At 69.6% G+C, this 23,273-nt stretch carries 19 protein-coding genes and 1 pseudogene; 10 read left to right on the top strand and 10 right to left on the bottom strand.

All coding sequences use genetic code 11. The features are described 5' to 3' along the window. Positions 1-580: 580 nt before the first annotated feature. Positions 581-919 (bottom strand): SCO4848 family membrane protein, encoded by a 339-nt coding sequence (locus QSK20_RS26660; protein WP_502889033.1) that lies wholly within the window; start codon positions 917-919, stop codon positions 581-583. Positions 920-1,218: 299 nt separating this feature from the next. Here QSK20_RS26660 and trpS point away from each other — a divergent pair, with 299 nt between their 5' ends. The 3 genes from trpS to QSK20_RS26675 all read left to right on the top strand — a co-directional run bounded on the left by trpS (position 1,219) and on the right by QSK20_RS26675 (position 4,444). Next, positions 1,219-2,298 carry a tryptophan--tRNA ligase gene (trpS, locus tag QSK20_RS26665; RefSeq protein WP_285791362.1) on the top strand — a complete coding sequence of 360 codons (1,080 nt, stop codon included), beginning with the start codon at positions 1,219-1,221 and terminating at the stop codon, positions 2,296-2,298. Between the two features lie 66 nt (positions 2,299-2,364). Further along, positions 2,365-3,522 carry a tRNA-ribosyltransferase family protein gene (locus QSK20_RS26670; protein WP_285791363.1) on the top strand — a complete coding sequence of 386 codons (1,158 nt, stop codon included), beginning with the start codon at positions 2,365-2,367 and terminating at the stop codon, positions 3,520-3,522. 7 nt (positions 3,523-3,529) lie between these two features. After that, positions 3,530-4,444: a class I SAM-dependent methyltransferase gene (locus tag QSK20_RS26675; protein ID WP_285791364.1), complete on the top strand. Its 915-nt coding sequence runs from the start codon at positions 3,530-3,532 to the stop codon at positions 4,442-4,444. Positions 4,445-4,455: 11 nt separating this feature from the next. On the opposite strand, the gene QSK20_RS26680 is transcribed toward QSK20_RS26675, so the two are convergent. From QSK20_RS26680 to QSK20_RS26700, 6 genes and pseudogenes are all read right to left on the bottom strand, one after another. Then, on the bottom strand, positions 4,456-5,709 hold the full coding sequence (locus QSK20_RS26680) for an aminotransferase class III-fold pyridoxal phosphate-dependent enzyme (protein WP_285791365.1): 1,254 nt from the start codon (positions 5,707-5,709) through the stop codon (positions 4,456-4,458). Positions 5,710-5,741: 32 nt separating this feature from the next. Further along, a complete protein-coding gene (locus QSK20_RS26685) occupies positions 5,742-7,166 on the bottom strand; it encodes a GMC oxidoreductase (protein ID WP_285791366.1) in 1,425 nt (474 codons plus the stop codon). Between the two features lie 12 nt (positions 7,167-7,178). Further along, a pseudogene (locus QSK20_RS32190) lies at positions 7,179-7,256 on the bottom strand (NAD(P)-binding protein); the annotation flags it as partial. A 172-nt stretch (positions 7,257-7,428) separates the two neighbouring features. Beyond that, positions 7,429-8,238 (bottom strand): SDR family NAD(P)-dependent oxidoreductase, encoded by an 810-nt coding sequence (locus QSK20_RS26690; protein WP_285791367.1) that lies wholly within the window; start codon positions 8,236-8,238, stop codon positions 7,429-7,431. A gap of 14 nt (positions 8,239-8,252) precedes the next feature. After that, positions 8,253-9,500 carry a glycosyltransferase family 4 protein gene (locus QSK20_RS26695; RefSeq protein ID WP_285791368.1) on the bottom strand — a complete coding sequence of 416 codons (1,248 nt, stop codon included), beginning with the start codon at positions 9,498-9,500 and terminating at the stop codon, positions 8,253-8,255. Positions 9,501-9,536: 36 nt separating this feature from the next. Further along, positions 9,537-10,361, bottom strand: coding sequence for an Rmt family 16S rRNA (guanine(1405)-N(7))-methyltransferase (locus QSK20_RS26700; protein WP_285791369.1), 825 nt, complete (start codon positions 10,359-10,361; stop codon positions 9,537-9,539). 293 nt (positions 10,362-10,654) lie between these two features. Here QSK20_RS26700 and QSK20_RS26705 point away from each other — a divergent pair, with 293 nt between their 5' ends. The 7 genes from QSK20_RS26705 to queF all read left to right on the top strand — a co-directional run bounded on the left by QSK20_RS26705 (position 10,655) and on the right by queF (position 19,141). Further along, positions 10,655-11,917: a DegT/DnrJ/EryC1/StrS aminotransferase family protein gene (locus QSK20_RS26705; RefSeq protein ID WP_285791370.1), complete on the top strand. Its 1,263-nt coding sequence runs from the start codon at positions 10,655-10,657 to the stop codon at positions 11,915-11,917. Positions 11,918-12,052: 135 nt separating this feature from the next. After that, entirely contained in the window at positions 12,053-13,246 is a 1,194-nt protein-coding gene (locus QSK20_RS26710) for a 2-deoxy-scyllo-inosose synthase (protein ID WP_285791371.1), read from the top strand. Beyond that, a complete protein-coding gene (locus tag QSK20_RS26715; protein ID WP_285791372.1) occupies positions 13,239-14,264 on the top strand; it encodes a Gfo/Idh/MocA family protein in 1,026 nt (341 codons plus the stop codon). Before QSK20_RS26710 ends, QSK20_RS26715 begins: the two co-directional genes overlap by 8 nt. Then, positions 14,257-15,525: a glycosyltransferase family 4 protein gene (locus QSK20_RS26720; RefSeq protein ID WP_285791373.1), complete on the top strand. Its 1,269-nt coding sequence runs from the start codon at positions 14,257-14,259 to the stop codon at positions 15,523-15,525. The genes QSK20_RS26715 and QSK20_RS26720 overlap by 8 nt, the downstream gene beginning before the upstream one ends. A gap of 1 nt (position 15,526) precedes the next feature. Further along, positions 15,527-17,506, top strand: a complete 1,980-nt coding sequence (locus QSK20_RS26725) for a B12-binding domain-containing radical SAM protein (protein ID WP_285791374.1) — start codon at positions 15,527-15,529, stop codon at positions 17,504-17,506. Beyond that, positions 17,506-18,762 (top strand): DegT/DnrJ/EryC1/StrS family aminotransferase, encoded by a 1,257-nt coding sequence (locus QSK20_RS26730; protein ID WP_285791375.1) that lies wholly within the window; start codon positions 17,506-17,508, stop codon positions 18,760-18,762. Before QSK20_RS26725 ends, QSK20_RS26730 begins: the two co-directional genes overlap by 1 nt. Positions 18,763-18,769: 7 nt before the next feature. Beyond that, complete coding sequence (queF, locus tag QSK20_RS26735) at positions 18,770-19,141, top strand: preQ(1) synthase (RefSeq protein WP_088981630.1); 372 nt, start codon at positions 18,770-18,772, stop codon at positions 19,139-19,141. A gap of 93 nt (positions 19,142-19,234) precedes the next feature. Here the strand turns inward: queF and QSK20_RS26740 are convergent, their stop codons facing one another. From QSK20_RS26740 to QSK20_RS26750, 3 genes are all read right to left on the bottom strand, one after another. Continuing rightward, a complete protein-coding gene (locus QSK20_RS26740; protein ID WP_285791376.1) occupies positions 19,235-20,572 on the bottom strand; it encodes an aminotransferase class III-fold pyridoxal phosphate-dependent enzyme in 1,338 nt (445 codons plus the stop codon). Between the two features lie 67 nt (positions 20,573-20,639). Further along, the gene (locus QSK20_RS26745) at positions 20,640-21,446 is read right to left on the bottom strand and encodes an APH(3') family aminoglycoside O-phosphotransferase (protein ID WP_285791475.1); all 807 of its coding nucleotides are present in this window, start codon (positions 21,444-21,446) and stop codon (positions 20,640-20,642) included. A gap of 37 nt (positions 21,447-21,483) precedes the next feature. Continuing rightward, positions 21,484-22,836 carry an aminotransferase class III-fold pyridoxal phosphate-dependent enzyme gene (locus QSK20_RS26750; RefSeq protein WP_285791377.1) on the bottom strand — a complete coding sequence of 451 codons (1,353 nt, stop codon included), beginning with the start codon at positions 22,834-22,836 and terminating at the stop codon, positions 21,484-21,486. Between the last annotated feature and the right edge of the window lie 437 nt (positions 22,837-23,273).

Raw genomic sequence — 23,273 nt, forward strand, 5'->3', positions numbered from 1 at the left:
CCAGACATCAAGCCCGACCAGCACGGGGTATAACTTAATTGGCACTGGCTTATCAAGCACCCTGTTGAGTTCTCAAAGAACAACCACACACCATCCGGCAACCCCCTCAGGGGCCCCATCCGGGGCATCTCGTCCTCGCACCCGCCGCTTCCGCGTCGAGCACTTCTACTACGTTACCTCACCGTTTCCGCCGTGTCAAACCGTGTGTCCCGGTCTGTCGTGCTTGGTACGGTTTGGCCCCGCTGACCGCAGGCAGCGGCGAACCACTGCGCTTTGATCATCGGATTCAGCAGGCCGGCCGCTGCGGTCTCCCGCTCGCTCGCCCGGTTCCCTGCCGGTCGTAAACCTTACCCGGCCGGTTCCGCCCCGCCAAATCGACCCCTCGGTCGACCGGTGAAGCACCACCCGGTCCCGGTGCCAGAGGAGTGAACCCCTCCCGCTCCGGTGCCGGCCCGTTTCGGACTCCCAGGTGTTTTGCCCTGTTTCGTCCGTTCCGCGCTGGCAGAGAGAAAGTTACGCGTCGGGGGTTTGAACGTCAAATCGAGGGGGTAGCGGTCCGCGTCACATCGTCGATGACTGGCTATATCGCATGGTCAGACGGGTGATGGGCACGGCTGTGGGCACGCCGCTGGGCGAGCACGCCACGGACACCCAGCACGCCGACCGCCGTACCGATGGTCAGGGACGCAGCGATCAACAACGCGTGGATCCAGAGGAAACCCGTACCGCCGCCCTCGCCGACCGTCCCGGTCGACCAGGCCCTCGGGTCGTTCCAGATCGCGACCGCGAACCTCGGCCAGATCGCCCAGGTCCAGACCCCGACACCGACAAGGAAGAGCGCCCAGCCCCGTGACAGCACCATGGCCGCCGAGTATGCCAGCGCCGGGGACGCGTCGCCCCTGGTCAGGGCAGCACGCATCGGCCTGCGGGGTTAACGTGGACCCGTGGTCCGGACGAGCAACCTCCCGGCGGCGGGCGTCGAGCTGAGCGACGACCTGCCCGCCGGTGCCGCGTCGTATCCGGCGGCGACCATCTCCGGAGACGGGCGTGACCGCCTCCTGGACGTCCTTCGTGCCCGCGGGCTCCGGTTCCGCGACGGCGCGCGATGGCAACCGGCTCGCTGAGCCGACCCCTGCCGACACACCGACCGGGACGTTCCGTCCCGCGTCGACGCGCGCCCGCGAAACCCCACCCGTACGACACGAGAGGCGTACCACCATGTCCGCTGCACGGATGCTCACCGGCGACCGCCCGACCGGGCGGCTGCACCTCGGCCACTACGTGGGCAGCATCGCCAACCGGGTCCGGTTGCACCAGCGCTACGAGAGCTTCTTCATCATCGCCGACCTGCACATGCTCACCACGAGGAACACCCGCGAGGACATCTCCCGGGTCGCCGGCAACGCCCGGGAGATGGTCCTCGACATCCTCGCCGCCGGGGTCGATCCGGACCGGGCCACGTTCTACCTCCAGTCCGCCGTCCCCGAGGTCGGCGACCTGAACACGCTCTTCCAGAACCTGGTCAGCGTGCCGAGGCTGGAGCGGGTGCCGTCGCTGAAGGAGATGGCCCGGGCCGCCGGCAAGGAGGAGATGCCGTACGGGCTGCTCGGCTATCCCGTCCTCCAGGCGGCGGACATCCTCTGCGTCCGGGCCGACGTCGTGCCGGTGGGCCGGGACAACGCCGCGCACGTGGAGGTGACCCGGGAGGTGGCGCGCCGGTTCAACCATCTCTACGGGGAGGTGCTCCCGGTACCGGAGATGATCCACGCGGAGACGCCGACGCTGGTCGGCACGGACGGCCGCGCCAAGATGAGCAAGAGTCTCGGCAACGCCATCGCGCTCGCCGACGAGCCGGCGGTGGTACGGCGCAAGGTGCGGGGCATGTACACCGACCCGAAACGGGTCCGGGCCGACGTGCCGGGGACCGTGGCGGGGAACCCGGTCTTCGTCTACCACGACGTGTTCAACCCGGACCGGGCCGAGGTCGACGAGCTGAAGGAGCGCTACCGGGCCGGCCGGGTCGGCGACGTGGAGGTCAAGGAGCGTCTCGCCGCGGCGCTCAACCGGTTCCTCGACCCGATGCGGGAGCGCCGGGCCGGCTTCGCGGCCGAGCGTGGCCTCGTCGACCAGCTGATCGCCGACGGCACCGAACGGACCCGGGAGGAGGTCCGGCGCACTCTCGCCGAGGTACGCCGGGCGATGGGGCTGACCGGCGCGTACCAGCAGATCCGCCGCCGGGCCGAACGGGCCCGTGGCCGGGCGGGCACGCCGGCCGCGGTGAGCACGAGCCGCGCCTGAGGAGCGGCCCGCCGGGGCACGTATCCTGGAGAATCCGTCTGCCCGCTGCCCAGGAGCTGCGACCTGATGACCTCCCCGGACCCTGCCGCCCCGGCGGGCCCCTCGCTGGACACCGCCCACGGGTCGGTCGTCCTGCCCACCTTCCTGCCCGACGGCACCCGGGCCTCGGTCCGGGCGGTCGACACCCTCGACCTGGCGACGGTGGGCATCCAGGCGGTGATGGTCAACGCGATGCACCTGGCCCAGCGTCCCGGGTTGCAGACCATCAAGCGGGCCGGCGGGCTCCACCGCTTCATGGCCTGGGACGGCGTGATCGTCTCCGACTCGGGTGGGTTCCAGGTCCTCTCCCTGCTCCGCAAGCAGGGCAAGAAGGGGGCCATCCGGTCCAGCGGGGTGACCTTCCAGGAGTCGCCGAGCGCGAAGAAGATCGTGCTGACCCCCGAGAAGGTCATCGAGTGGCAGTTCGGGCTCCGCTCGGACGTGGTGGTCGCCCTCGACGACTGCACCGGCCCGGAGGACTCCCCGGCCGAGCAGCTCGCCTCGACCGAGCGGACGATCCGCTGGTTCCGGCAGGCCCGGCAGGCGTACGACCTCCAGTGCCGGCAGCGTCGGATGACCGAGCCGCCGATGCTGGTCGGGGTGGTGCAGGGCGGTACCGATCCGGAGCTGCGCCAACGCTGCGTGGACGCCCTCGTCGAGTCCGGCGCGCAGGGGTTCGGCTTCGGTGGCTGGCCGTTGAGCGCCGAGGGTGAGCTGGAGCGTGAGATGTTCGCCCTGCTCTCCCGGATCACCCCGCAGGACGCGCCGTTGTTCGCCCTGGGGGTCGGCCGGCCCGAGCACCTGGTCTCCCTCTGTGAGCTGGACATGCGCTGGGTCTTCGACTGCACGATCCCGACCCGGGACGCCCGGCACGGCCGGTTGTACGCGTTCGTGCCGGAGATCGCCGACCGGCTGCTCACCCCGGACCGGAGCTTCTACCAGAACGTCTACATCCTGGACGAGGAGAACTCCCGCAAGGACGAGCCGATCTGCGCGACCTGCGACTGCCCGACCTGCCGGCGGTACAGCCGCAGCTACCTGCACCACCTCTTCCGGGTCAAGGACGGGCTGGCGGACCGGCTCGCCACCCTGCACAACCTGCGCTTCTACACCCGCCTACTGGAGATGATCCGGGCCGGGCGGATGGCTCGGCCGGGCCTGCGCGAGCCGGCCCGGCTGGGGTGACCGGCCGGTGACGTCGACCCCGCCGGACCTGGTGCCGGCCGGTGAACCGCCGCCGGCCACCCGGCCGGAGTCGGCTGCGCTGCCGGAGGCGGCTGCGGCCGTGCCGTCGTCGCCGGCGGCGGAGTCACCCGCCGTGCGGAAGGTGATCGCCCGGCTCACCGCCGCGGCGAAGTACCGCGACGTGCACCCGGAGACGATCGCCGACCTGGTCCGGCGGGAGGGCCGGGCCACCGGCGACGCCGCCGAGCTGGAACGGCGGGTCCGGGCCCGGCTGCACAAGGTCGCCGCCCTGCACCTGCTCACCGCCCGGCCGGCGGCGCTGCGCAAGGCGCTGGACCGGGCCGACCTCGACGACCCGCAGTCCCGGCGGGACTGGTGCCGGCAGGTGCTGGCCGGGCACTTCTCCACCGCCGAACGCCTGCCCGACCTGGACACCTTCTATCCGACCCTGTTCGGGCTGGTGCCGCCGCCGGAGACGGTGGCCGACATCGCGTGCGCGCTGAACCCGTTCACCGTGCCCTGGCTGCGGGAGGTGAGCGACGCCCGCTACGTCGGCTACGACTTCAACGCGACGTTCGTGGAGCTGGGCAACGCGTTCCTCGCCCGGACCCATCCGGACTGCGAGATCCGGCACGAGGACGTGCTCACCGACGGGCACCGGGTGAGCGCGGACCTGGGGTTGCTGCTCAAGACGTACCACTGCATGGAGGGACGCCGGCCCGGCGCGGGGCTGGCGCTGGTCGACCGGCTGGCGTGCCGGCACGTGGTGGTGTCGTTCCCCACCCGGGCCATGAACGGCCGGGCGGCGGTCTTCGTGCCCCGACACGTCGAGGAGCTGACCGAGCTGGCCCGCGACCGGGGATGGAGCTGGTCGCGGGCCACTCTGGCGTCCGAGGACCTGGTGGCGATCCACAAGGCGTGAACCGCCGGGTCTCAGTCCTCCCAGAGGCGCTCGACGATCGCGGTGGTCTCCTCCCGGGTGCGCGGCCGGTCCGCCAGGCCGTCCATCGCGCCCCAGGCGCTGGCGTACCAGGACTCCTCGGTGAGTTCGCGGTCGGTGAAGCGGCCGGTCAGCGCGGCGCTGACCCGGTCGATCCGGCCGCAGGCGTCCTCGACCACCTCGTCGGTGAAGGCCGCCGAGGGGGTCTGGTTGTCGCCCTCGAAGAAGAGCAGGCCCTCGGCCGCCGCGGCGGCGTGGAAGGCGTCGGCCACCTCGTCGTCGGCACAGACGAACTGGAAGAGGTTGCCGTTGCCGGCCAGGTCGATCGGGACTCCGGCGCCGGCGAACGCCGCCCGGGTGTGGGCGATGAACCGGTCGCCGGCGGCCCGGATGGCCTGCTGCGGTTCGCCGGTCGCCATCCGCCGCAGCGTGGTGGTCGCGGCGGCCATGGCGGTCGGCTCGAAGTACGAGGTGAACGAGACGTCCTCCAGCGCGGCGAGCAGGTGGGCGTCCCCGCCCACCGCCGCGACCGGGGAGCCGTTGGCCAGGCACTTCGCCACGATCCAGACGGCCGGGTCGAGGAGCGGGGTGGAGAGCCCGGCCCGGTAGCGGAGGCCGACCTTGACCTCGTCGGCGATGACCGGGACGTCCGCCTCCTTCGTCAGCCGGGTGAACTCGGTGTACCAGCGCTCGCCCAGGTGCATGTGGTCGGGGCTGATCACCACCGCCGCCACCTGCTCCGGGCGGCTGAGCCACTCGGCGAGCACGTCCAGGTCGAAGAGGAACTCGACGATGCCGTGCTGGTTGGGGGTGAACGGCTCGTCACAGTGCCACATCGGGTCGTACCCGTGGTAGCCCGAGCTGAGGACGATCGAGCGGTCCCGGGCGTCCCGGACGGCGCAGGTCACCGAGCGGAGCGCGGCGGTGCCGGTGCGGTAGAGACCGACCACGTCGCCGCCGCACACCTCCTGCAACTGGCCGAGCAGGGAGTCCAGCACCGGGCTCCAGGCGGTGCCCACGCCGGAGCGGCCCCGGGCGGCGCGGGCGATCGCCTCGGCGACCTCCTCGTCACCGTGGCCGAGGATGACCGAGCCCCGGGCGTTGTCGAAGTCGACCCACCGGCGGCCGTCCGGGTCGGTCAGGTACGCGCCCGAGCCCTCGACGAACACCCGGGGGCGTCCGTCGGCGTCCCGGGGGCAGGTGGGTTCCTGGGCCAGCAGCTTGCCGGCGCCGATGTCGATGGTCATGCACTCCGCTCGATTCGTTCCGTTCCGACAGGTCACAGCGAGAAGTCGGGATCGAGGCCGAACTCCCGGACCAGGAGCTCGCGGGCCATCCGTAGGGCGAGGGCCTGGATGGTGAGGGTGGGGTTGACGCCGCCCGGGTAGGGCATCACGCCGCCGTCGACCACCATCAGGTTGGTCAGGCCGTGCACCCGGCCGTCCGGGTCGGTGACCGAGGTGCGGGGATCGGTGCCGGAGCGGCAGGTGCCGTGCAGGTGGGTGCTGCCCATCCAGAAGTACGACGACTCACGCCAGGTCAGCTCGCAGCCAGCGGCGCGCAGGATCCCCTCGGCCCGCCGTTGCAGGTACTCCAGTCGGGCCCGGTCCCGGGGGTGGGCCGAGTAGTCCATCACCACGTCCGGCAGGCCGAACTCGTCGACGCCCCGGCCGAGGGACACCCGGTTCTCGGCGCGAGGCTGGTCGGGGACGATGCACTCCAGCCGGATGATCTGCTCGTCCGGACGCAGCCGGAGGGCCTCCTCCGGCTGGGACTCGAAGATCACCCCGCCGAGCCCGCCGGGTGCGTCGTCGGCGGTGTAGTAGTCGGTGATGGCGGCGGTGGAGAACGGCCCCGGACCGGTGACCCGGTCGCCGCCCGGGGTGTCGGTGCGCCGGTAGCCGAGGACGTACCCGCTCATCTTGAAGCACAGGCCTCGGCCGACCATGTCGTGCTCGTTGCCGAGTCCCTGTGGGCTCAGCTCGTCGGTCGAGCGCAGCAGCAGGGCGGCGCTCTGGACGGCGTTGCCGGCGACGACCACGTGCCGGGCCCGGAAGACGTGCCGGTTGCCGTTGTCCACCCGGACGCACTCGACACCGTCCACGCTGGTGGCGTCCCGCCGGAGCAGCCGGACGGCCTTCAGGCCGGCGAAGAGCCGCAGCCCCGCCTTGCGGGCCGGTTCGAGGAAGACGGTGAGGGCGTCCCCCTTGGCACCCCGGTCGCACCGGTTGGAGATGCACGGGCGCTCGCCGGCGCAGGGAAGCCGGCCGTGGTAGGCCTCGGTGGCGATGGCCAGCGGCGTCGGGAAGGGGTTCAGGCCCAGTGAGCGGGCCGCCTCCAGGATGACCGCCCCCTCCGCGGTGGTCTCCACCGGCCGCATCGGGTACGTCGGGTTGCGCGGCAGGCTCGGGTCGTTGCCCCCGCCGGAGATGCCGAGCGCCAACTCCACGAACTCGTAGTAGGGGTCGATCTCGTCCACCGTCCACGGCCAGCGCAGCGGCAGGTCGGAGCGGCCCAGCCGGCTCTCCGCGTCGAAGTCGACCGGACGGTAGCGGAAGGCCGCGCCGCCGAAGAAGACGGTTCCCCCACCGACGTTGCAGGTGGACCAGGGGTTACCGGTCTTCTCCCAGAGGCCGCTGTCCTGACGGATCCAGGCGGTCTCGGCAACCGTCTCGACGTCGTCGTAGCTCACCCAGGGATCCACGAAGGGACCCTGTTCGACGACCACGACGTCGAGACCGGCTCGTTGCAGGGCCCACGCGGTGATCGCACCGGAGGCGCCACTGCCGATCACACAGACGTCGGCGACGCGGGTGGTGTCGTCGGCGGTCGGCTCCGGACCGTACCGCAGCCGGGCTGTGATGTCCTCGTGACCGGTACTGAGGTCGGCGGAAACGCTGATGAGAACCTCCCGGGTTGGGTCTGCGTGCCGGCCGGCCGCCTGGGGTCCCGACGGGACCGACCGGTCACTGGGGTTGTCCGTGCGGGGGTACGACGGTCGGGGGTGCGCCGACGGTCACGGGGTCGGCCCGCAGCGCGTCGGGGGGTTGACGGACGCTGAGCACCTGCCCGGTGGTCCCGTGTTCCCGGGCGGCCGTGACGGCCCAGGCCACCAGGCGCGCGGCGGCCATGGTGTCGTCGGGCGCCTCCGGGCCGCCCATGTCGGTGGGGATCCAGCCCGGATCGATCGCGTTGACGACGATGTCCTGCTCGCGCAGGGCGACCGCCAGGTTGACGGTCATGATGTTCAGCGCGGCCTTGGACATCCGGTAGCCGGTGGCCTCCCCGTCGGCGGTGGCCGGGTCGGCGTCGTCGGCGCTCACGTTGACCACGGCGGCCCCGGTCGCGGCCCGTAGCAACGGCAGCATGGCGCGGGTCACCAGCAGGGGGCCGACCGCGTTGACGGCGAGCAGCTCGTGGACCGCCTCGGCGGTCACGCTCTCCAGGTCGGCGTCGCGTTCGTCGAGGAAGACCCCGGCGTTGTTGACCAGGCCGGCGAGGCGCCCGCCGGTGCGGTCGGCGACCAGGTCGACCGCGGCCGCGATGCTCGCCGGTGAGGTCACCTCCAGGGGTACGTGCGCGGCCCGACCGCCCCGGCGGCGCAGCGCCTCGGCGGCCGCCGCGCCCCGCCGCTCGTCGCGGCACCCGAGCAGGACGGACCAGCCGTCGTCGGCCAGGAGGGTGGCGGTGGCCAGCCCGAGGCCCCGGTTACCACCGGTCACCAGGACGTGGCCCCGGGTCGGGTGGACGTCCGTGCGCGTCGGGGCGGTGTCCATGCTCCGCTGCCCGGTCACTTCCCGCTCGCCGCCCCGGCCCCGGCGAGGGCGGCGCGGTAGCAGTCGATCATCCGGTCCCGGGTGGCGGCGACGTCGAAGGTGCTGGCGGTGCCGGTCTGCGCGGCGCGGATCTGGGCGACCACCGCGTCCCGGTCGGCCAGGACGTGCCGGACGACGTCAGCGAGTCCGCTCACGTCGCCGGGCTCGCTGAGCAGGTCGGGGCAGGCGGAGCCGATGGTGCTGCGCAGGCCCCCGACCGCGTAGGCGGCGACCGGGGTGCCCGTCATGATCGCCTCGATCGCGCTGCCGCCGAGTTCCTCGTGGATCGAGGGCATGACCAGGGTGTCCACCAGCGCGAGGGCGGCCGGCACCTGGTCGTGCGGGAGGAAACCGGTCACCACGAACTGGTGCGCGCGGCCGGCCTCGGCGATCTCCCGTTCCATCCGTTCCCGCTGGGGGCCGTCCCCGACGACGAGGAAGGTCGGGGAGAGGTCGTCCAGGAGTTCGGCCAGGCGGAGCAGGTCCGGCCAGCCCTTCTCGTGGGCGACCCGGCCGATGTAGCCGATGATCGGCCGGCGGCCGGTCAGGCCGTGCCGCTGCGCGAACGCCGCCGCTTCGGCGGGCGTGGCCGGGGTGATGTCGACCGCGTCCGGGTTGACCACGATGGCGGACCGGTCCAGGCCGGTCGCGGCGCTCACCACGTCGGCGGTGCGGGCGGTCAGGGTGCTGACCCGGGCGGCGGAGCGCAGCGCCTGTCGTTCCGCCTGGGTGACCAGGCGGTGCGCCATCGCGTCCACGGCCGACATCGGCTGGTAGACGGAGAGCCGGGAACAGTGCAGGGTGAGCACGTACGGCACGCCCAGGATCCGGGCGGCGATCCGCCCGGCGACCAGTGGCCAGATCTGGCCGTCGGCGTGCACGTGAACGAGATCGGGACGCCAGTCACCGCGGCGCAGCCGGAGGCATTCCCGGATGGTTCCGATCAACCATGCCTGTCCCAGCCCGACCAGACCGGTGATCTCGGAACGGATCTGGGGCAGGGACACCCGGGCGATACGAACGGTCAGCCCTGGCTCGATCTGCTTCGTCGGTGGTAGTCCCGGAAAGCCCAGGGTCAGCACGAGCTGGTCGACGCCCGCCCTGGCCAGGCTGCGGGACAACGCCAGGATCTGCACCTGCATACCGCCCACCGGATCGAACTCGGCCGGCCAGTGGTCGACGTAGTCGTGGTGGAAAAAGGGAGTCAGCCGAAGTACACGCACGACGCCATCCGATTCTTCCGGAAGAGTGCCGAAAAGCTATTTCTGAATGACGTAAATCAGCTCGTTGCCGATCTCCAGTCGCTGAATGCGGCACGACCGCTCTCTGGCCTGGGACTCAAAACTTTGTGAATAGTTCTGAAACATCCCCTTCGATCGCTGACCGAGAGACTTGGTCGGGAAGGTTACCACGATAATCGGCGAGTTGACAATGTCAATCACTTCCCAGCCGGAGCCTCGTCGCTGAGTCTCCAGACAGGGCAGCGTCTTCAGCAATAGCGTGACGTCGGTCGGCTCGTCAAGGCGGTCCTCGAGGAGGTCGACCACACTCGTGCGGTGCGCGACGCCCAACCTCGTCAGGGCGGCGTCCACGAAGTCGATCAGCCGGGCGTCGATGTCGGAGGCGACGTAGACGGTCTCGTCCGACAGGCTCATCCACGGGGCGGCCAGCGGGTTGAGGCCGCAGGCGAGGTCACGCAGCGTGTTGGGCCGGGGAACGTGGCGGAAGACCTCCCGGTAGAACTCCGCCAGGTGCGGCAACCGTTCGCGAGTGGACACGTGCACCGACATCGCGCGCCGCAGGGCCGCCTGGACCGCCTCGTCGTCACCGTCGTCCACGGCGGAGTCGAGCTGCCTGAGCAACGCTGCGTAGTTGGGTGGACTGGGCGGCAGGAAGGCGCCGTAGATCTCGTGCAGCCCGCGCTTGGTGCGCTTCACCGCGTCCGGCACGTCACCCCGCGTGGCGACGAGGGCAGCCCGGGCCAGCCGCCGCACGGTGGCCGGGGCCACCGTCTGGTAGCGCCGGCTCTTGGTGATGGCCTGCTCGACCTGCTCGATACGGTCGTCGGGCACAGATGTCGTCATCGAATCCTCCGAAAGATCATGAACCGGCAGCGAAGCGGAAAAATTCCCCCACCAATACCCGCTCCGCACACCAAGAGTCATTGCCTTGTGTACTTAAAGTTATTGCAGGAGTATTACCGAGCGAGCATGGGAGCGCTCGCAGCCCACCCCGCGCCACGTCCATATTGGTCGGCCTGTCCTGCAAGCCCGGCTTGGCCGGTTTTTGCACGTCGACACTGGTGATTGTGTCTGGCACACTTGGCCGGGGCCGCGATCTAACGGTTGCCGCAGTCTGGCTTGGGGAGGACGTGAAAGTGACCCTTCTTGCCGTCAATGGTGGTTCCCCTATACGTTCGCAGCAGTGGCCGTTGTGGCCCGCTCCTGCGCCCGGCGCCCTCGACGCCCTGAATGAGGTTCTCCATTCCGGTCGGTGGGCCATCAGCGGGCCATATCAGGGGAAGCAGAGCTTCGAGCGGCGATTCGCAGCGGCGTTCGCCGAGTTCCACGAGATCGGGCACTGCGTGCCGACCTCCAGCGGGACGGCCAGCCTCATGGTCGCGCTCGAGGCGTGCGGGGTCGGGGCCGGTGACGAGGTTATCATCCCGGGTCTGACCTGGGTCGCCAACGCATCCACCGTCGCCGGGGTCAACGCGGTCCCCGTCCCGGTCGACGTGGATCCGCAGACCCTCTGTCTCGACCCGGCGGCCGTCGAACGGGCGATCACCCCGCGCACCGCAGCCATCGTCGTGGTCCACCTCTACTCCGCCGTCGCGGACCTGGACGCGTTGACCGCGATCGCCGAGCGGCACGACATCCCGCTGATCGAGGACTGCGCGCAGGCACACGGCGCGCGCTACCGCGACCGTCGGGTCGGCACGTTCGGCGCCTTCGGCACCTTCAGCATGCAGCACAGCAAGGTGCTCACCAGTGGTGAGGGCGGTGCCGTCATCACCGGGGACCCCGCCCTCTCCCGGCGCGCCGAGCACCTGCGCGCGGACGGCCGCACCTACACGCCGGACGAGCCCGCGGTGGGCGAGATGGAACTGGCCCAGACCGCGGAGCTGATGGGCAACAACCGGTGCCTGTCGGAGTTCCAGGCGGCGCTCCTCCTCGGCCAGCTCGAACTGCTCGACGAGCAGAACGGACGGCGGCGGGCCAACGCGGCCCTGCTCGACGAGGGTCTCGGCGCGCTCGGCATGCAGCCCCAGGTCTCCTCGCCCGGCACCACCGAGCGCACCTACTACGAGTGGGCCGGTCGGATCGAAGACGACGAGATCGGGCAGATCGGCGTCGAGCGGATCGCCCCGGCGGTCGCCGCCGAACTCTCCGGCGCGGCCATCTACGCCAGCTACCCGCCGATGAACCACAACCGGCTCTACCGGCCCGCCACCCGGGCGCGGTTCAAGGGCGTCGCCGGGCTGGACCTGACCGGCTACTCGCTGCCGGTCGCCGAGGACGCCGGCCAGCGGGTCGTCACCATCCACCACTCGGCGCTGCTCGGCGACGAGTCGGACATGAAGGACATCGTTCGCGCTTTCGAGAAGGTGTTCGCGAATCACCGGGAACTACGCGGCTGACCACCCAGGCCGGACGGGGAGGTTCCCCATCGACCCCGGCCCCGGTAGCCGCGATCGGGAGCCCCGACCCCGGGGTTCCCGTCGGTTAGGGCCCCATCCAAGGGTTGTAGGGACCCGTGACGAAGGGTTGTGCGTATGGAGGTCGAGATACGCCTGGGCTCGGTTCGGTATCCGTTCCGGCTCGGCACCGACTGCCTCGGTGCCATCGTGGAAGACCTGGTCGCCATGTCGGCCAGTCGGCTCCTGATCGTCTGTGACAGCAACACCGGTCCACTGTTCGGCGCGGAACTGGTCGAACGACTCTCCCCACGGGTTCCGGCGAACCTGCTCATCCACCGCGCCGGTGAGCCGTACAAGGATCTCCAGGCCGTCGGCACGTTGGCCGACTCGGCGCTGCAACTCGGCGCCGACCGCGCCTCGGTGGTCGTCGCCGTCGGCGGCGGCGTGATCGGCAACATCGCGGGCCTGATGGCCGCGCTGCTCTTCCGCGGGATCCGCCTCGTGCACATCCCGACGTCGCTCATCGCGATGTCCGACTCGGTCCTCTCGCTCAAGCAGGCGGTCAACGCCTGCGTGGGCAAGAACCTGATGGGCACCTTCTACGCGCCGGAGTCCGTCCTGGCCGACACCGCCATGCTGCGGAGCCTGCCGTTCCGGGAGACGGTCTCCGGTCTCTGCGAGGTCGTCAAGAACTCGCTGGCCATCCGGCCGAGCATGGTCGAGATGCTCCGCACGTCGCTGCGGCAGGACGCCGTCTACGACGACGAGACCATGTACGAGATCATCTCCGAGAGCATCCTGGCGAAGGCCTCGGTCACCGAGGACGACATGCACGAGTGCCGCGCCGGGCTCGTGCTGGAGTACGGCCACACGGTCGGACACGCCATCGAGTACACCGCCGCCGGCGGGCTCTCCCACGGCCAGGCGATCGGCCTCGGCATGGTGGTGGCCGCCGAGGTGTCCCACCGGCTGGGTCACCTCGACCAGGAGGCGGTCGCCCTGCACCGGGAGCTGTTGACCCGGGCGGGCGCGATGGTGACCATCCCCGAGGAGGTCGACCTCGACGAGGTGATGCACCGCCTGCGGTTCGACAACAAGCGCGGCTACCTCGCCGACCCGGCCGAGAGCAGCGCGATGGTCCTCCTCGGTGGACTGGGCGAGCCGCTGTGGCACGACGGCCGTCCGCTGGTCTCCGTGCCGATGGCGCTGGTCGGCGAGGTCATCAACGAGATCGCCTGTCCGGAGATCCCGAACTTCGAGTTGGTGGCTCCGGTCGAGACGGTGGAGGAAGGCCGCGTGCCGGACACGGTGGGTGCTGCCGATGGTTGAGCGCTTGGGCGTCGCCGTCGTCGGCGGCGGGTTCATGGGTGGCGTGCACGCCGAGGTCCTCACCGCAGATCCCCGCGTGGATCTGCGGTGGGTGGTGGACCGGGACGAGCGCGTCGGCACGGACCTGGCCACCCGGTTCGGCGCACGCGTCACCACGACCCTCGACGAGGCGCTGGCTGACGACACGGTCAGGCTCGTGGTGGTGGCCACCCCGGCCGCCACCCACGAGCCGATCGCGGCACAGGTCATCGCCGCCGGCCGGAACGTCCTGGTGGAGAAGCCGCTCGTGCTCTCCACCGGGCACGCCCGGCAACTGGCCGCCGCGGCCCACGAACGCGGGGTGGTCCTCGCGCACGGTGGCAACTTCGTCTACGCCCCGAAGTTCGTCCGGGCCCACGAACTCGCGGCCGACCGGGAAGCACTGGGCACTGTCCACTCGGTCCGGGTAGCCTTCCGGACGTCCGGACCGGACACCGACTGGTTCCGTTCGAAGGCGACCGCCGGCGGTGGCGCCCTGACCGACCTCGGCTGGCACGCGGTCGAACTGTGCCGCTGGATGCTCGGCAAGCCGGCCATCCGCGCCGTCACCGCCTGCACCCGGCAGCTCAGTGCCGCCGGGGACGTCGAGGACCAGGGTGTCGTCCTGATCGAGTTCGCCGACGGCGCGATCGGTCAGTGCGACGTCTCCTGGGCCTGCCCCGGCGGTGAGCAGCTCACCGTCGAGGTGATCGGCACGGAGGGGCTGGTCACTGCCGATCTCTGGCAGGGCATGGGCGTCGAGGCCTACACCAACACCAAGTTCGGCGCGGTGTGGGAGCCCAACCAGGGATGGCTGCGCCCCGAGTGGGAGTGGATCCGCAACAGCGGATACGTGCACCAGGACCGTCAGGTCGTGGACGCGGTGCTCGACGGGCGGCCCATGACGCACACCCCGGACGACGCCGTCGCGGTCGTCGAAACGCTCGAAGCGGCGTACCGCAGCGCGGCCGACGGGCGGAAAGTGGAGATGAATGCCTGACAACAAGGCCCCCCGGGGCGTCCTCTCGCTGACACCGTTCTTCCTCTACGCCGATCACCAGAAGCTGTGGAAGCCACGGTTCGACCCGATGGGCGGCATGCACGTGTTGGGCCACGCGATCGTCACGGAGATGGGCCGGCGGGGCTTCCCGCAACGGGTCCTCACCATGGCCCCGCCCGGCGTCCCGAAGGACCTCCAGATCGCGCCGAACGTCACCGTGCACGCCCGGCGTCTGCCGGTGCTGCCGATCCCGTCCAAGCTGGAGGGCTACTTCGGCCTGGTCGGGGCGTGGGCGAAGGCCAGCCTGCTCTACGTGATGCGCAACAAGGAGCAGCTCAAGCGCGAGATCGGGATCGTGCACGCGCACTGTGACGGTTCCGGTTCCGCCCCGGCGTACGCGTACGCCGCGGCCCAGGTGCTCGACGTGCCGATCGTGTCGCACATCTACTCCTGCCGGTCGCTCACCCAGCACCCGACCACGGTGTTCGAGCGGGTGGTCGACCCGGTGGCGAAGTCGGCGGAGAAGTACGTCATCCAGCACTCCGGCGCCGTGCTCACCCTCAGCGACAAGGTGCGCGAGCGGATCCGGGACGAACTGCACGTGCCGGACGACAAGGTGCACCGGCTGGCGCATCTGGTCACCGACAACTTCGTCGGGCACGACACCCCGGAGCGCCGGGAGGAACTGCGGCAGCGGTTCGGGCTGACCGACGACAAGCCGACCGTCCTCTACGTCGGCCGGATCTCGTCCGAGAAGGGCGTGGACTGGTTCGTCAAGGCCGCCGCCGAGGTGAACAAGCGGCGCGACTGCCGGTTCCTGATCGCCGGGGACGGCCCGCAGCGCGGGGACATCGAGGCGCTGGCCCGCCAGCTCGGCGTCGCCGACAAGCTGGTCATCACCGGCTTCCTGCTCCCCGAGTACATTCCGTCGATCATCTCGCTCTCGACGCTGGCCGTCCTGCCCTCGCAGTACGAGGAACTGGGCGTCGTCGTCCTGGAGTACATGATGATGAAGCGCCCAGTCGTGGCGCACGACGTCAGCGGCGTACACAAGCTGGTCGAGCACATGGAGACCGGCGTGCTGGTGCCGCCCTTCGACCCTCCGAAGCTCGCCGACTCCATCGAGATGGTGCTCGACGATCCGGACCTGGCCCGTCGCCTCGCGAAGAACGCCGAACCGATTCCCCAGCGGGAGTACTCGCTGGCCTCGGCCGGTGAACGCCTCGAGGCGATCTACCTATCCCTCATGGAGGAGTCCTGAGATGACCGTCACTAAAAAGATCGTCACCGGTGTCGCATTCCCACCGTCGTTGTTGGCGGAGACCCCGCCGATCTCGGTGGCGACCCTCACGGCCTACCTTCGCGACAAGGGTATGCCGGCTCTCGGCCTGGACCTGAACGCGGACTTCAACAAGTACCTGCTCGACCGGGTCGAGATCGAGCAGGTACAGGGCCCGGAGAACACCCACGAGTTCACCGAGCCGTTCATCAAGCGGTTCTTCCTGAACCACATCACCGGCAACTACTTCACCGAGACGAACTTCGAGCAGTGGGACCTGCAGCAGCAGTGCCAGGTCGCGCCGGAGAGCCTCTCCATCTGGGACCCGCCGTTCCCGTACTCGTACTGTGAGTTCCTGTCGATCCTGCGCGACGAGCCGGAACGCATCGCGAAGCTGGTCCGGGACCCGGACGCGAACATCTACCACGCCTTCTACCACGAGAAGGTGGCCGGTAAGGCCGCCGACCTGGGCCTGATGGGCTTCTCGATCATGGGGTACAACCAGGTCATCCCCGCGCTGACCCTGGGCTACCTGATGAAGCAGGAGAACCCGGACCTCTACATCTGCTGGGGCGGCCCCTGGGTGACCTCGTTCGCGGACATGCTCATCCCGCGCCTGGAGGCCTGCCCGGAACTGGGTGACCTGATCGACTCCCTGGTCGTCCGGGAGGGCGAGGAGCCGCTGCTGAAGATGGCCGAGGCGTTGTCCCGGGGCGAGCGGCCGGTCGGTATCCCCGGCGGCTGCAAGCCGATGTCGGAGCAGAGCGTGCTCGACACCAAGCCGGTCGGTCGCAAGCTGCTGCTGGAGATGTCCAAGCCGCGGGAGAACATGCCCAACACCCACTGGCGCACCGAGGACGGCACCTACGAGCGCAGCGGTGACATCTCCTGGGTCGCGGACATGAACCAGCTCCCGACCCCGGACTACAGCGACTTCGACCTGTCGCTGTACACCACTTTCCAGGAGGGGCAGGGCAGCCTCGTCCTCCAGGGCTCGCGGTCCTGCTACTACATGAAGTGCTCGTTCTGCAACGCGATCACCAACTTCGCGCCGTGGAGTTACCGGGAACGCAGCACCGAGAACCTCCAGAAGGACATCGACACCTTCCTGGAGCAGTACCCCGGGACCGTGCACTTCGACTTCGCCGACGCGGTCTTCCCGGCGAAGCGACTGGTCGAGCTCGCCGACTTCTTCATCGCCAAGCAGCGCCCGGAGCTGTTCTGGGAGGTCGACGTCCGGTTCGAGGGCAACATCGACAAGGCCGTCCTGACCAAGATGCGTGACTCGCAGGGCACCCTGCGCTTCGGCCTGGAGACCGCGAACGAGCGCCTGCTCGACCTGGTCCGCAAGGGCAACCGGATGGAGGTCGTCCACCGCCTCCTCCAGGACAGCCGGGAGCTGGGCTACAAGCCGTTCCTGATGACCATCGTCGGCCTGCCCACCGAGGAGCGGAACGAGGCCGAGGAGCTCTACCAGTTCCTCAGCGACTACCACGACACGGTGACGTACCAGATCGCCGACTTCATCGTCGAGCGGAACTCGCCGATCCAGCTACGGCCGGACGAGTACGGCATCCACATCGACGACGACGAGCAGGAGAGCTTCCACCACAACCTGCACTTCACCCGTCGCGCCGGCTACAGCGACGAGGAGGCGCAGGAGGTGTACCAGGACATCCTGGTCCGCACCATGCAGCGGTTCAAGGGTGCTCACGAGGTCGACGTGGAGCAGGAGCGCAGCCGGGTCGCCCCGGACGACTCCGTCTACCGCCTGAGCCTGCGGGCCGGCTCCTTCGCATTGGAGAACTACTGGGTGAAGCACAACAACCTGCCGTTCGAGGGCCTGGTGCCGATCGGCTACAAGGTCCAGCAGCAGTGGACCGACATGAGCGACAAGGGCACCGTCTTCGAGATCGACCCGGACATCGCCCTCGGGGCCCTCGCCGGGGCAGGTAGCCGCTGATGACGCAGAAACTGGCCATCCTCGGTGGCGACCCGGTCCGGACCCGGCCCTGGCCGGAGTGGCCGCACGTCGGCCCGGAGGACGTGGATCGGCTGCGGACCGTCATCGAGACCCGCAACCTCGGCGGCATCCCCTTCCCGAACACCATGCACCAGCAGTTCGCCGATCGGTTCACCGCCAAGCTCGGGGCGAAGTACGGCCTCCTGGCGACCAACGGCACGGTGACCCTCTCCATGGCGCTGCGCGCGCTCGGGATCCACGCTGGCGACGAGGTGATCACCACCGCCTTCACCTGGGTCGGGACGGTCGCCGGCATCGTGCACGTCAACGCCGTGCCGGTGCTGGCGGACATCTCCGACGACAACTGGTGCATCGACCCGGTGAAGGTCGAGGAGGCGATCACCGACCGGACCAGGGCGATCATGGTGGTGCACCTGGGCAACCAGGTCGCCGACATGGACGCGCTGCTGGACATCTGCCGCCGGCACAACCTGCTGCTCATCGAGGACTGCGCGCACGCGCACTTCGCGGAGTGGCGCGGCCAGTGCGTCGGCACCATCGGCGACGCCGGCAGCTACAGCTTCGAGACCAGCAAGATCATGACCTCGGGCGAGGGTGGCTTCCTGGTCACCGCCACCGAGGAGGCGTTCCACCGGGCGATGTCCCTGGCGCACGTGGGCCGCAAGGAGGCCCCGTACGACAGGTTCCCGGGCCGGGTCTTCGGCTGGAACCACCGGGCCACCGAGATGCAGGCGGCCGTCCTGCTGGGGCAGCTCGACCGGTACGACGCCCTCGACAAGCAGCGGACCGCGATGGCGGAGATGCTGACCCAGGGGCTGGTCGAGATCGGCGGCTTCAAGCCGCTGGCGGAGGACCCCCGGGTCACCCGCCGGCAGCGCTACGAGCTGCTCTTCCGGTTCGACGCCGAGGCCTGGGACGGGCTGCACCGGGACAAGGTGCTGGAGGCGATCCTCGCCGAGGGCGTCGAGTTCGAGGGGAACACCTTCTACCCGCCGATGCACCGCGACGAGCTGTTCCACATCACCGCCGACGACTGGCCGGCGATCCGGGAGCGGTACGGCGAGAAGATCGAGCCGGACGCGTTCCACCTGCCGGTGGCGGAGCGGGTGGCCTTCGACGAGGCGGTGTGGATCCACCACTCCCTGCTCTCGGTGGAGCCGGAGGACGTACAGGACATGCTGGATGCGGTGGTCAAGGTCCGGGACAATCTGGGGGCGCTGAAGAAGAGCCTATGATCGGATCATGGCTCTGACGAAGCTCGGTCGGGCGGACACCCCGCCCGACCGATCCCTCGAAACATTCCCGATCGGCGACAGCTCGCAGGAGATCACCATCGACTGCCGGGAGTTCACCTGCCGCTGCCCCATCACCGGGCAGCCGGACTGGGCGACCATCCGGATCGAATACCGTCCCGGCGACCGGGGAGTGGAGACCAAGAGTCTCAAGCTCTACCTGGAGACCTTCCGGGACGAGGGGATCTTCCACGAGCACCTGGCGACGAAGATGCGTGACGACCTGGTGGCGGCCCTCGAACCGGTCTTCCTCAAGGTCACGGTCGATTTCAACGTCCGGGGCGGCATCGCGTTGGCGGCGTCGAGCACGTACCAGCGCTGACCCCACGACGCGACGAACGGCGGCGGCCGGTGGTTCCTCCGGGAAACCACCGGCCGCCGCCGTTTCGTGCTGTCCGGGTCGGTTCCGCCCGAGTCAGTTCTGTGCGGGGACGAGGACCGGCTTGATGCTCCGGTCCCGGTTGACCACCTTCTCGATGGTCGCGTCGATCAACGCGTTCGTCTCCTCGTCGTCACGCAGCAGACCGCCGAAGGCCTCCTCCGCGAAGTCGAGCTTCCGCTCCTCGGTCAACTCGCCGCCCGACGTCGGCGCGATGTCCGGCCGGTCCGCGATCACCTGACGCGTCGCCTTCCGGAACCCCGACAACGCGTGGTCCACCGCCGCCTCGTCGAACGCTGCCGTCACCAGCTGCGTCCCCGAGTCCTCGAAATACACCCCGAAGTCGTGCGCCGTCTTGTAGATCTCCCAACCCAGGTCGTCGTTCGGCAGCACCACGTCGAACATCAGGGCCGGACCACCCACCCAGTTCGGAATACCCTCACCGGTCAGGATCTCCCGCATCCCGTCCGCCAGCCGACGGCCCATCGCCTCCGCGTTCTCGTACACACCCGGCGTGTCCAACACGTCCAGCACCGCGAGCGCCGCCGCCATCGGCGGCACCTCCCGCGTGTACGTCCCCTGGATCCCCGACACGTCGTACGCGTCGATGATGTCCCGACGACCCATCACCGCCGCCAACGAATGACCGTTCGCCAGACCCTTGCCGAGGACGACGACGTCAGCCGGCACACCCAGACCGTGCACACCCTTCGGCCCCGCCCGGAACCCCGTGTACACCTCGTCCAACATGAACGGCACGTCGTACCGCGCGCACAACGCCGACATCCGGCGGTAGTGATCGAGGTCGAAGTACAGGACCTCGGGAGAGACGATGACGCCGGCGACCTGCTCGCCGAACGCCTCCAGCATCTTCGCCAGGGCCTTCTCGCTGTACCCGAAGCCCACCACACCGGTGGACTGCTGGTACCCGAGCTCCTCCCCGGCCATCTGCCACTCGTGCCAGCCGTGGTAGCCGGACGACAGGACCAGCTCCCGACCCGTCGCCGCCCGCGCCAACCGGACCGCCATCGCCGTGCCCTCGGTACCGGTCTTGTGGAAGACGACCTTCTCCGCACACTCGTACCGCTCACACATCCGCTCCGCCAACTCCACCCGCGGAACCGACAACGTCGACGCGAACGTCGTACCGTAGTCCCGGATCTGCCGCGTGATCGCCTCGTTGACCGCCGGGTGCCGGTAGCCGAGGATGACGGCGGCATCAGCGCCGGTCAGGTCGACGTAGCGGTTGCCCGACAGGTCCGTCATCCAGGCGCCCTCGGCGTGCGCGATCACCGACGGATAGCGCCCCGAGATGTCGTACTCCTCCGCCGCGGTCGTCCGCCGGGCCCGCTCGATCAACTCACGGTAGTTCATGTGCCCACCACGCCATTCACGTCGGGGCGGGCCGGCGTCCGTCGGACGCCGGCCCGCCCGGGTCAGCTCAGAGAAATTCGTCCAGCAGCTGGATGTAGGTCACCTTGTGCTGGTCCAGGGTGATGCCGTACCGCCGGAGGAAGTGCTCGGCGTGCGGCGGCCCGTAGCCCCAGACGTCGTCCTGGCCGATGTTGTACAGCGCCAGGGCGAGGTCCATCCACCGGTCCGACACTCCGGCCCGGTCGACGTCGAGGACGCCGGCCAGGGTCAGCGTCTCCGGATCGACCAGCACGTTGTCGAGGCAGAAGTCACCGTGGCAGACGACGAGATCGTCCTCGGCCGGGGGTGTCATCTTGCTCAGCTCGTCCCAGAGCTGCTGAGCCGTCCAGCCCTCGTGCGAGGGGTCCACGTCGTCGAGGTCGAGCGCGCCCAGCGCCATCGAGGAGCTGGCCTGGTGGATCAGGTCGGCCAGCCGACGCTCGAACGGGCACTCCGCCACCGGAAGCGCGTGCAGCGTACGCGCGACGTCGGCGACGACGTCGATCACCCGCCAGCGTTCCTCCGGCTTCCAGTGCCGGGCGGCGGGCCGCCCGGGCAGCGCCCTGGTGACCACCCACGCCAGTTCGTCGTTGGCGTCGAGGGCAACCACCTCGGGGACGGGCAGCCCCTGGGCGGCCAGCCAGCGGAGCCGCTCGGCCTCCTTGGTCGGGTTGAACCGGTGGTCGTCGGGGTGCCTGGGCGGCGTGGTCTTCACGTAGAAGGAGGGACCCTCCCCCACGCGATAGACCGTCGCGCCGGACGAACGTTCGCCCAGGCACTCCCACGGTTCGTCCTTGTCGCCCCAGCCAGTCACCGGTATCGGTGCTGCAACCATCTTCACCGGCCCTGTCGTTCGTACGCCAGGGTCCGGGTCAGTTCTGGGCGGGGATGAGGACCGGCTTGATGCTGCGGTCCCGACTCACCACCTGCTCGATCGTCGCGTCGATCAACGCGTTCGTCCGCTCGTCGTCACGCAGCAGGCCACCGAAGGCCTCCTCCGCGAAGTCGAGCTTCCGCTCCTCGGTCAACTCACCACCCGACGTCGGCGCGATGTCCGGCCGGTCCGCGATCACCTGGCGCGTCGCCTTGCGGAAGGCCGACAACGCGTGGTCCACCGCCGCCTCGTCGAACGCCGTCGTCACCAGCTGCGTCCCGGAGTCCTCGAAGTACACCCCGAAGTCGTGCGCCGTCTTGTAGATCTCCCAACCCAGGTCGTCGTTCGGCAGCACCGTGTCGAACATCAGGGCCGGGCCACCCACCCAGTTCGGAATACCCTCACTGGTCAGGATCTCCCGCATCCCGTCCGCCAGCCGACGGCCCATCGCCTCCGCGTTCTCGTACACACCCGGCGTGTCGAGCACATCCATGACCGCCAGCGCCGCCGCCATCGGCGGCACCTCCCGCGTGTACGTCCCCTGGATCCCCGACACGTCGTACGCGTCGATGATGTCCCGACGACCCATCACCGCGGCCAACGAATGGCCGTTCGCCAGACCCTTGCTGACCACCACCACGTCAGCCGGCACACCCAGACCGTGCACACCCTTCGGCCCCGCCCGGAACCCCGTGTACACCTCGTCCATCATGAACGGCACGTCGTACCGCGCGCACAACGCATACATGCGCTGGTAGAACTCGACGTCGAAGTACAACAGCTCCGGCGAGATCAGCACCCCGGCGACCTCGTTGCCGAAGGCCTCCAGCATCTTCGCCAGGGCCTTCTCGTTGTACCCGAAACCGACCACACCGGTGGTCTGCTGGTACCCGAACGTCTCGCCCGCCAACTGCCACTCGTGCCAGCCGTGGTACCCGCACGACAGGATCAACTCGCGACCGGTCGCCGCCCGCGCCAGGCGAGCCGCCATCGCCGTGCCCTCGGAGCCGGTCTTGTGGAAGACGACCTTCTCCGCACACTCGTACCGCTCGCACAACCGCTCCGCCAACTCCACCCGCGGAACCGACAACGTCGAGGCGAACGCCGTACCGAAATCCTGAATCTGCCGCGTGATCGCCTCGGTCACCGCCTGATTCCGGTGACCCAGGATGATCGTCCCGCTGGAGGCGGTGAGGTCGACGTAGCGGTTGCCCTCGACGTCGGTCAGCCACGCGCCCTCGCCCGACTGGACCATCGCCGAGAAGCGGGTCCCGATGTCGTAGTTCTCCGCTGCGGTCACCCGGCGGGCCCGCTCGACCAGCCCCCGGTTCGTCAAGTTGGCAGAATCCATGTCCTGGCTACCTTCTCTCGCCGATTTGACCCTTGCCCAGGAGTGCCACCGGGATCGGCGCCGGGCTGTCCGGCCGGCGCGCCAGCTGGGCCCGCTCGACCTGTGGTCGGCGGTTGCCATCAGCTATCCCCAAGGGACACCGTGGCCGCCAGCATATAGCACTGTAACTATGCGCGGAATGGCTGAAACAGCTACTGACGTTTAGTGATTTCACTTTCCGTAACGCGGCGGGAGCAGGGCGGAGTATCTGCCGGTCAATCCGTTGCCGACCACTCCACACGGGGACGCCACGAGGTGCGTCAACCGCATCGTCGACCCACCTGCGGATCACTTACCGTGGTTTCCCGGGCGAGCCTTCGGGACAATCCGGCGGCTGCGGCTGCCCGGGGAAACCTAATTCTGGCTGAACAGCCCGGTACGGCTCGGCCGAATTGTCC

It is taken from the genome of Micromonospora sp. NBRC 101691 (assembly GCF_030269285.1).
Lineage (GTDB): Bacteria > Actinomycetota > Actinomycetes > Mycobacteriales > Micromonosporaceae > Micromonospora > Micromonospora echinospora.

Coding starts and splice junctions, on each gene's coding strand:
- QSK20_RS26730 (WP_285791375.1), top strand. CDS start 17,506: ATGACGCAGAAACTGGCCATCCTCGGTGGCGACCCGGTCCGGACCCGG.
- QSK20_RS26720 (WP_285791373.1), top strand. CDS start 14,257: ATGCCTGACAACAAGGCCCCCCGGGGCGTCCTCTCGCTGACACCGTTC.
- QSK20_RS26725 (WP_285791374.1), top strand. CDS start 15,527: ATGACCGTCACTAAAAAGATCGTCACCGGTGTCGCATTCCCACCGTCG.
- QSK20_RS26745 (WP_285791475.1), bottom strand. CDS start 21,446: ATGGTTGCAGCACCGATACCGGTGACTGGCTGGGGCGACAAGGACGAA.
- QSK20_RS26700 (WP_285791369.1), bottom strand. CDS start 10,361: ATGACGACATCTGTGCCCGACGACCGTATCGAGCAGGTCGAGCAGGCC.
- QSK20_RS26750 (WP_285791377.1), bottom strand. CDS start 22,836: ATGGATTCTGCCAACTTGACGAACCGGGGGCTGGTCGAGCGGGCCCGC.
- QSK20_RS26690 (WP_285791367.1), bottom strand. CDS start 8,238: ATGGACACCGCCCCGACGCGCACGGACGTCCACCCGACCCGGGGCCAC.
- queF (WP_088981630.1), top strand. CDS start 18,770: ATGGCTCTGACGAAGCTCGGTCGGGCGGACACCCCGCCCGACCGATCC.
- QSK20_RS26680 (WP_285791365.1), bottom strand. CDS start 5,709: ATGACCATCGACATCGGCGCCGGCAAGCTGCTGGCCCAGGAACCCACC.
- QSK20_RS26670 (WP_285791363.1), top strand. CDS start 2,365: ATGACCTCCCCGGACCCTGCCGCCCCGGCGGGCCCCTCGCTGGACACC.
- QSK20_RS26740 (WP_285791376.1), bottom strand. CDS start 20,572: ATGAACTACCGTGAGTTGATCGAGCGGGCCCGGCGGACGACCGCGGCG.
- trpS (WP_285791362.1), top strand. CDS start 1,219: ATGTCCGCTGCACGGATGCTCACCGGCGACCGCCCGACCGGGCGGCTG.
- QSK20_RS26715 (WP_285791372.1), top strand. CDS start 13,239: ATGGTTGAGCGCTTGGGCGTCGCCGTCGTCGGCGGCGGGTTCATGGGT.
- QSK20_RS26660 (WP_502889033.1), bottom strand. CDS start 919: ATGCGTGCTGCCCTGACCAGGGGCGACGCGTCCCCGGCGCTGGCATAC.
- QSK20_RS26710 (WP_285791371.1), top strand. CDS start 12,053: ATGGAGGTCGAGATACGCCTGGGCTCGGTTCGGTATCCGTTCCGGCTC.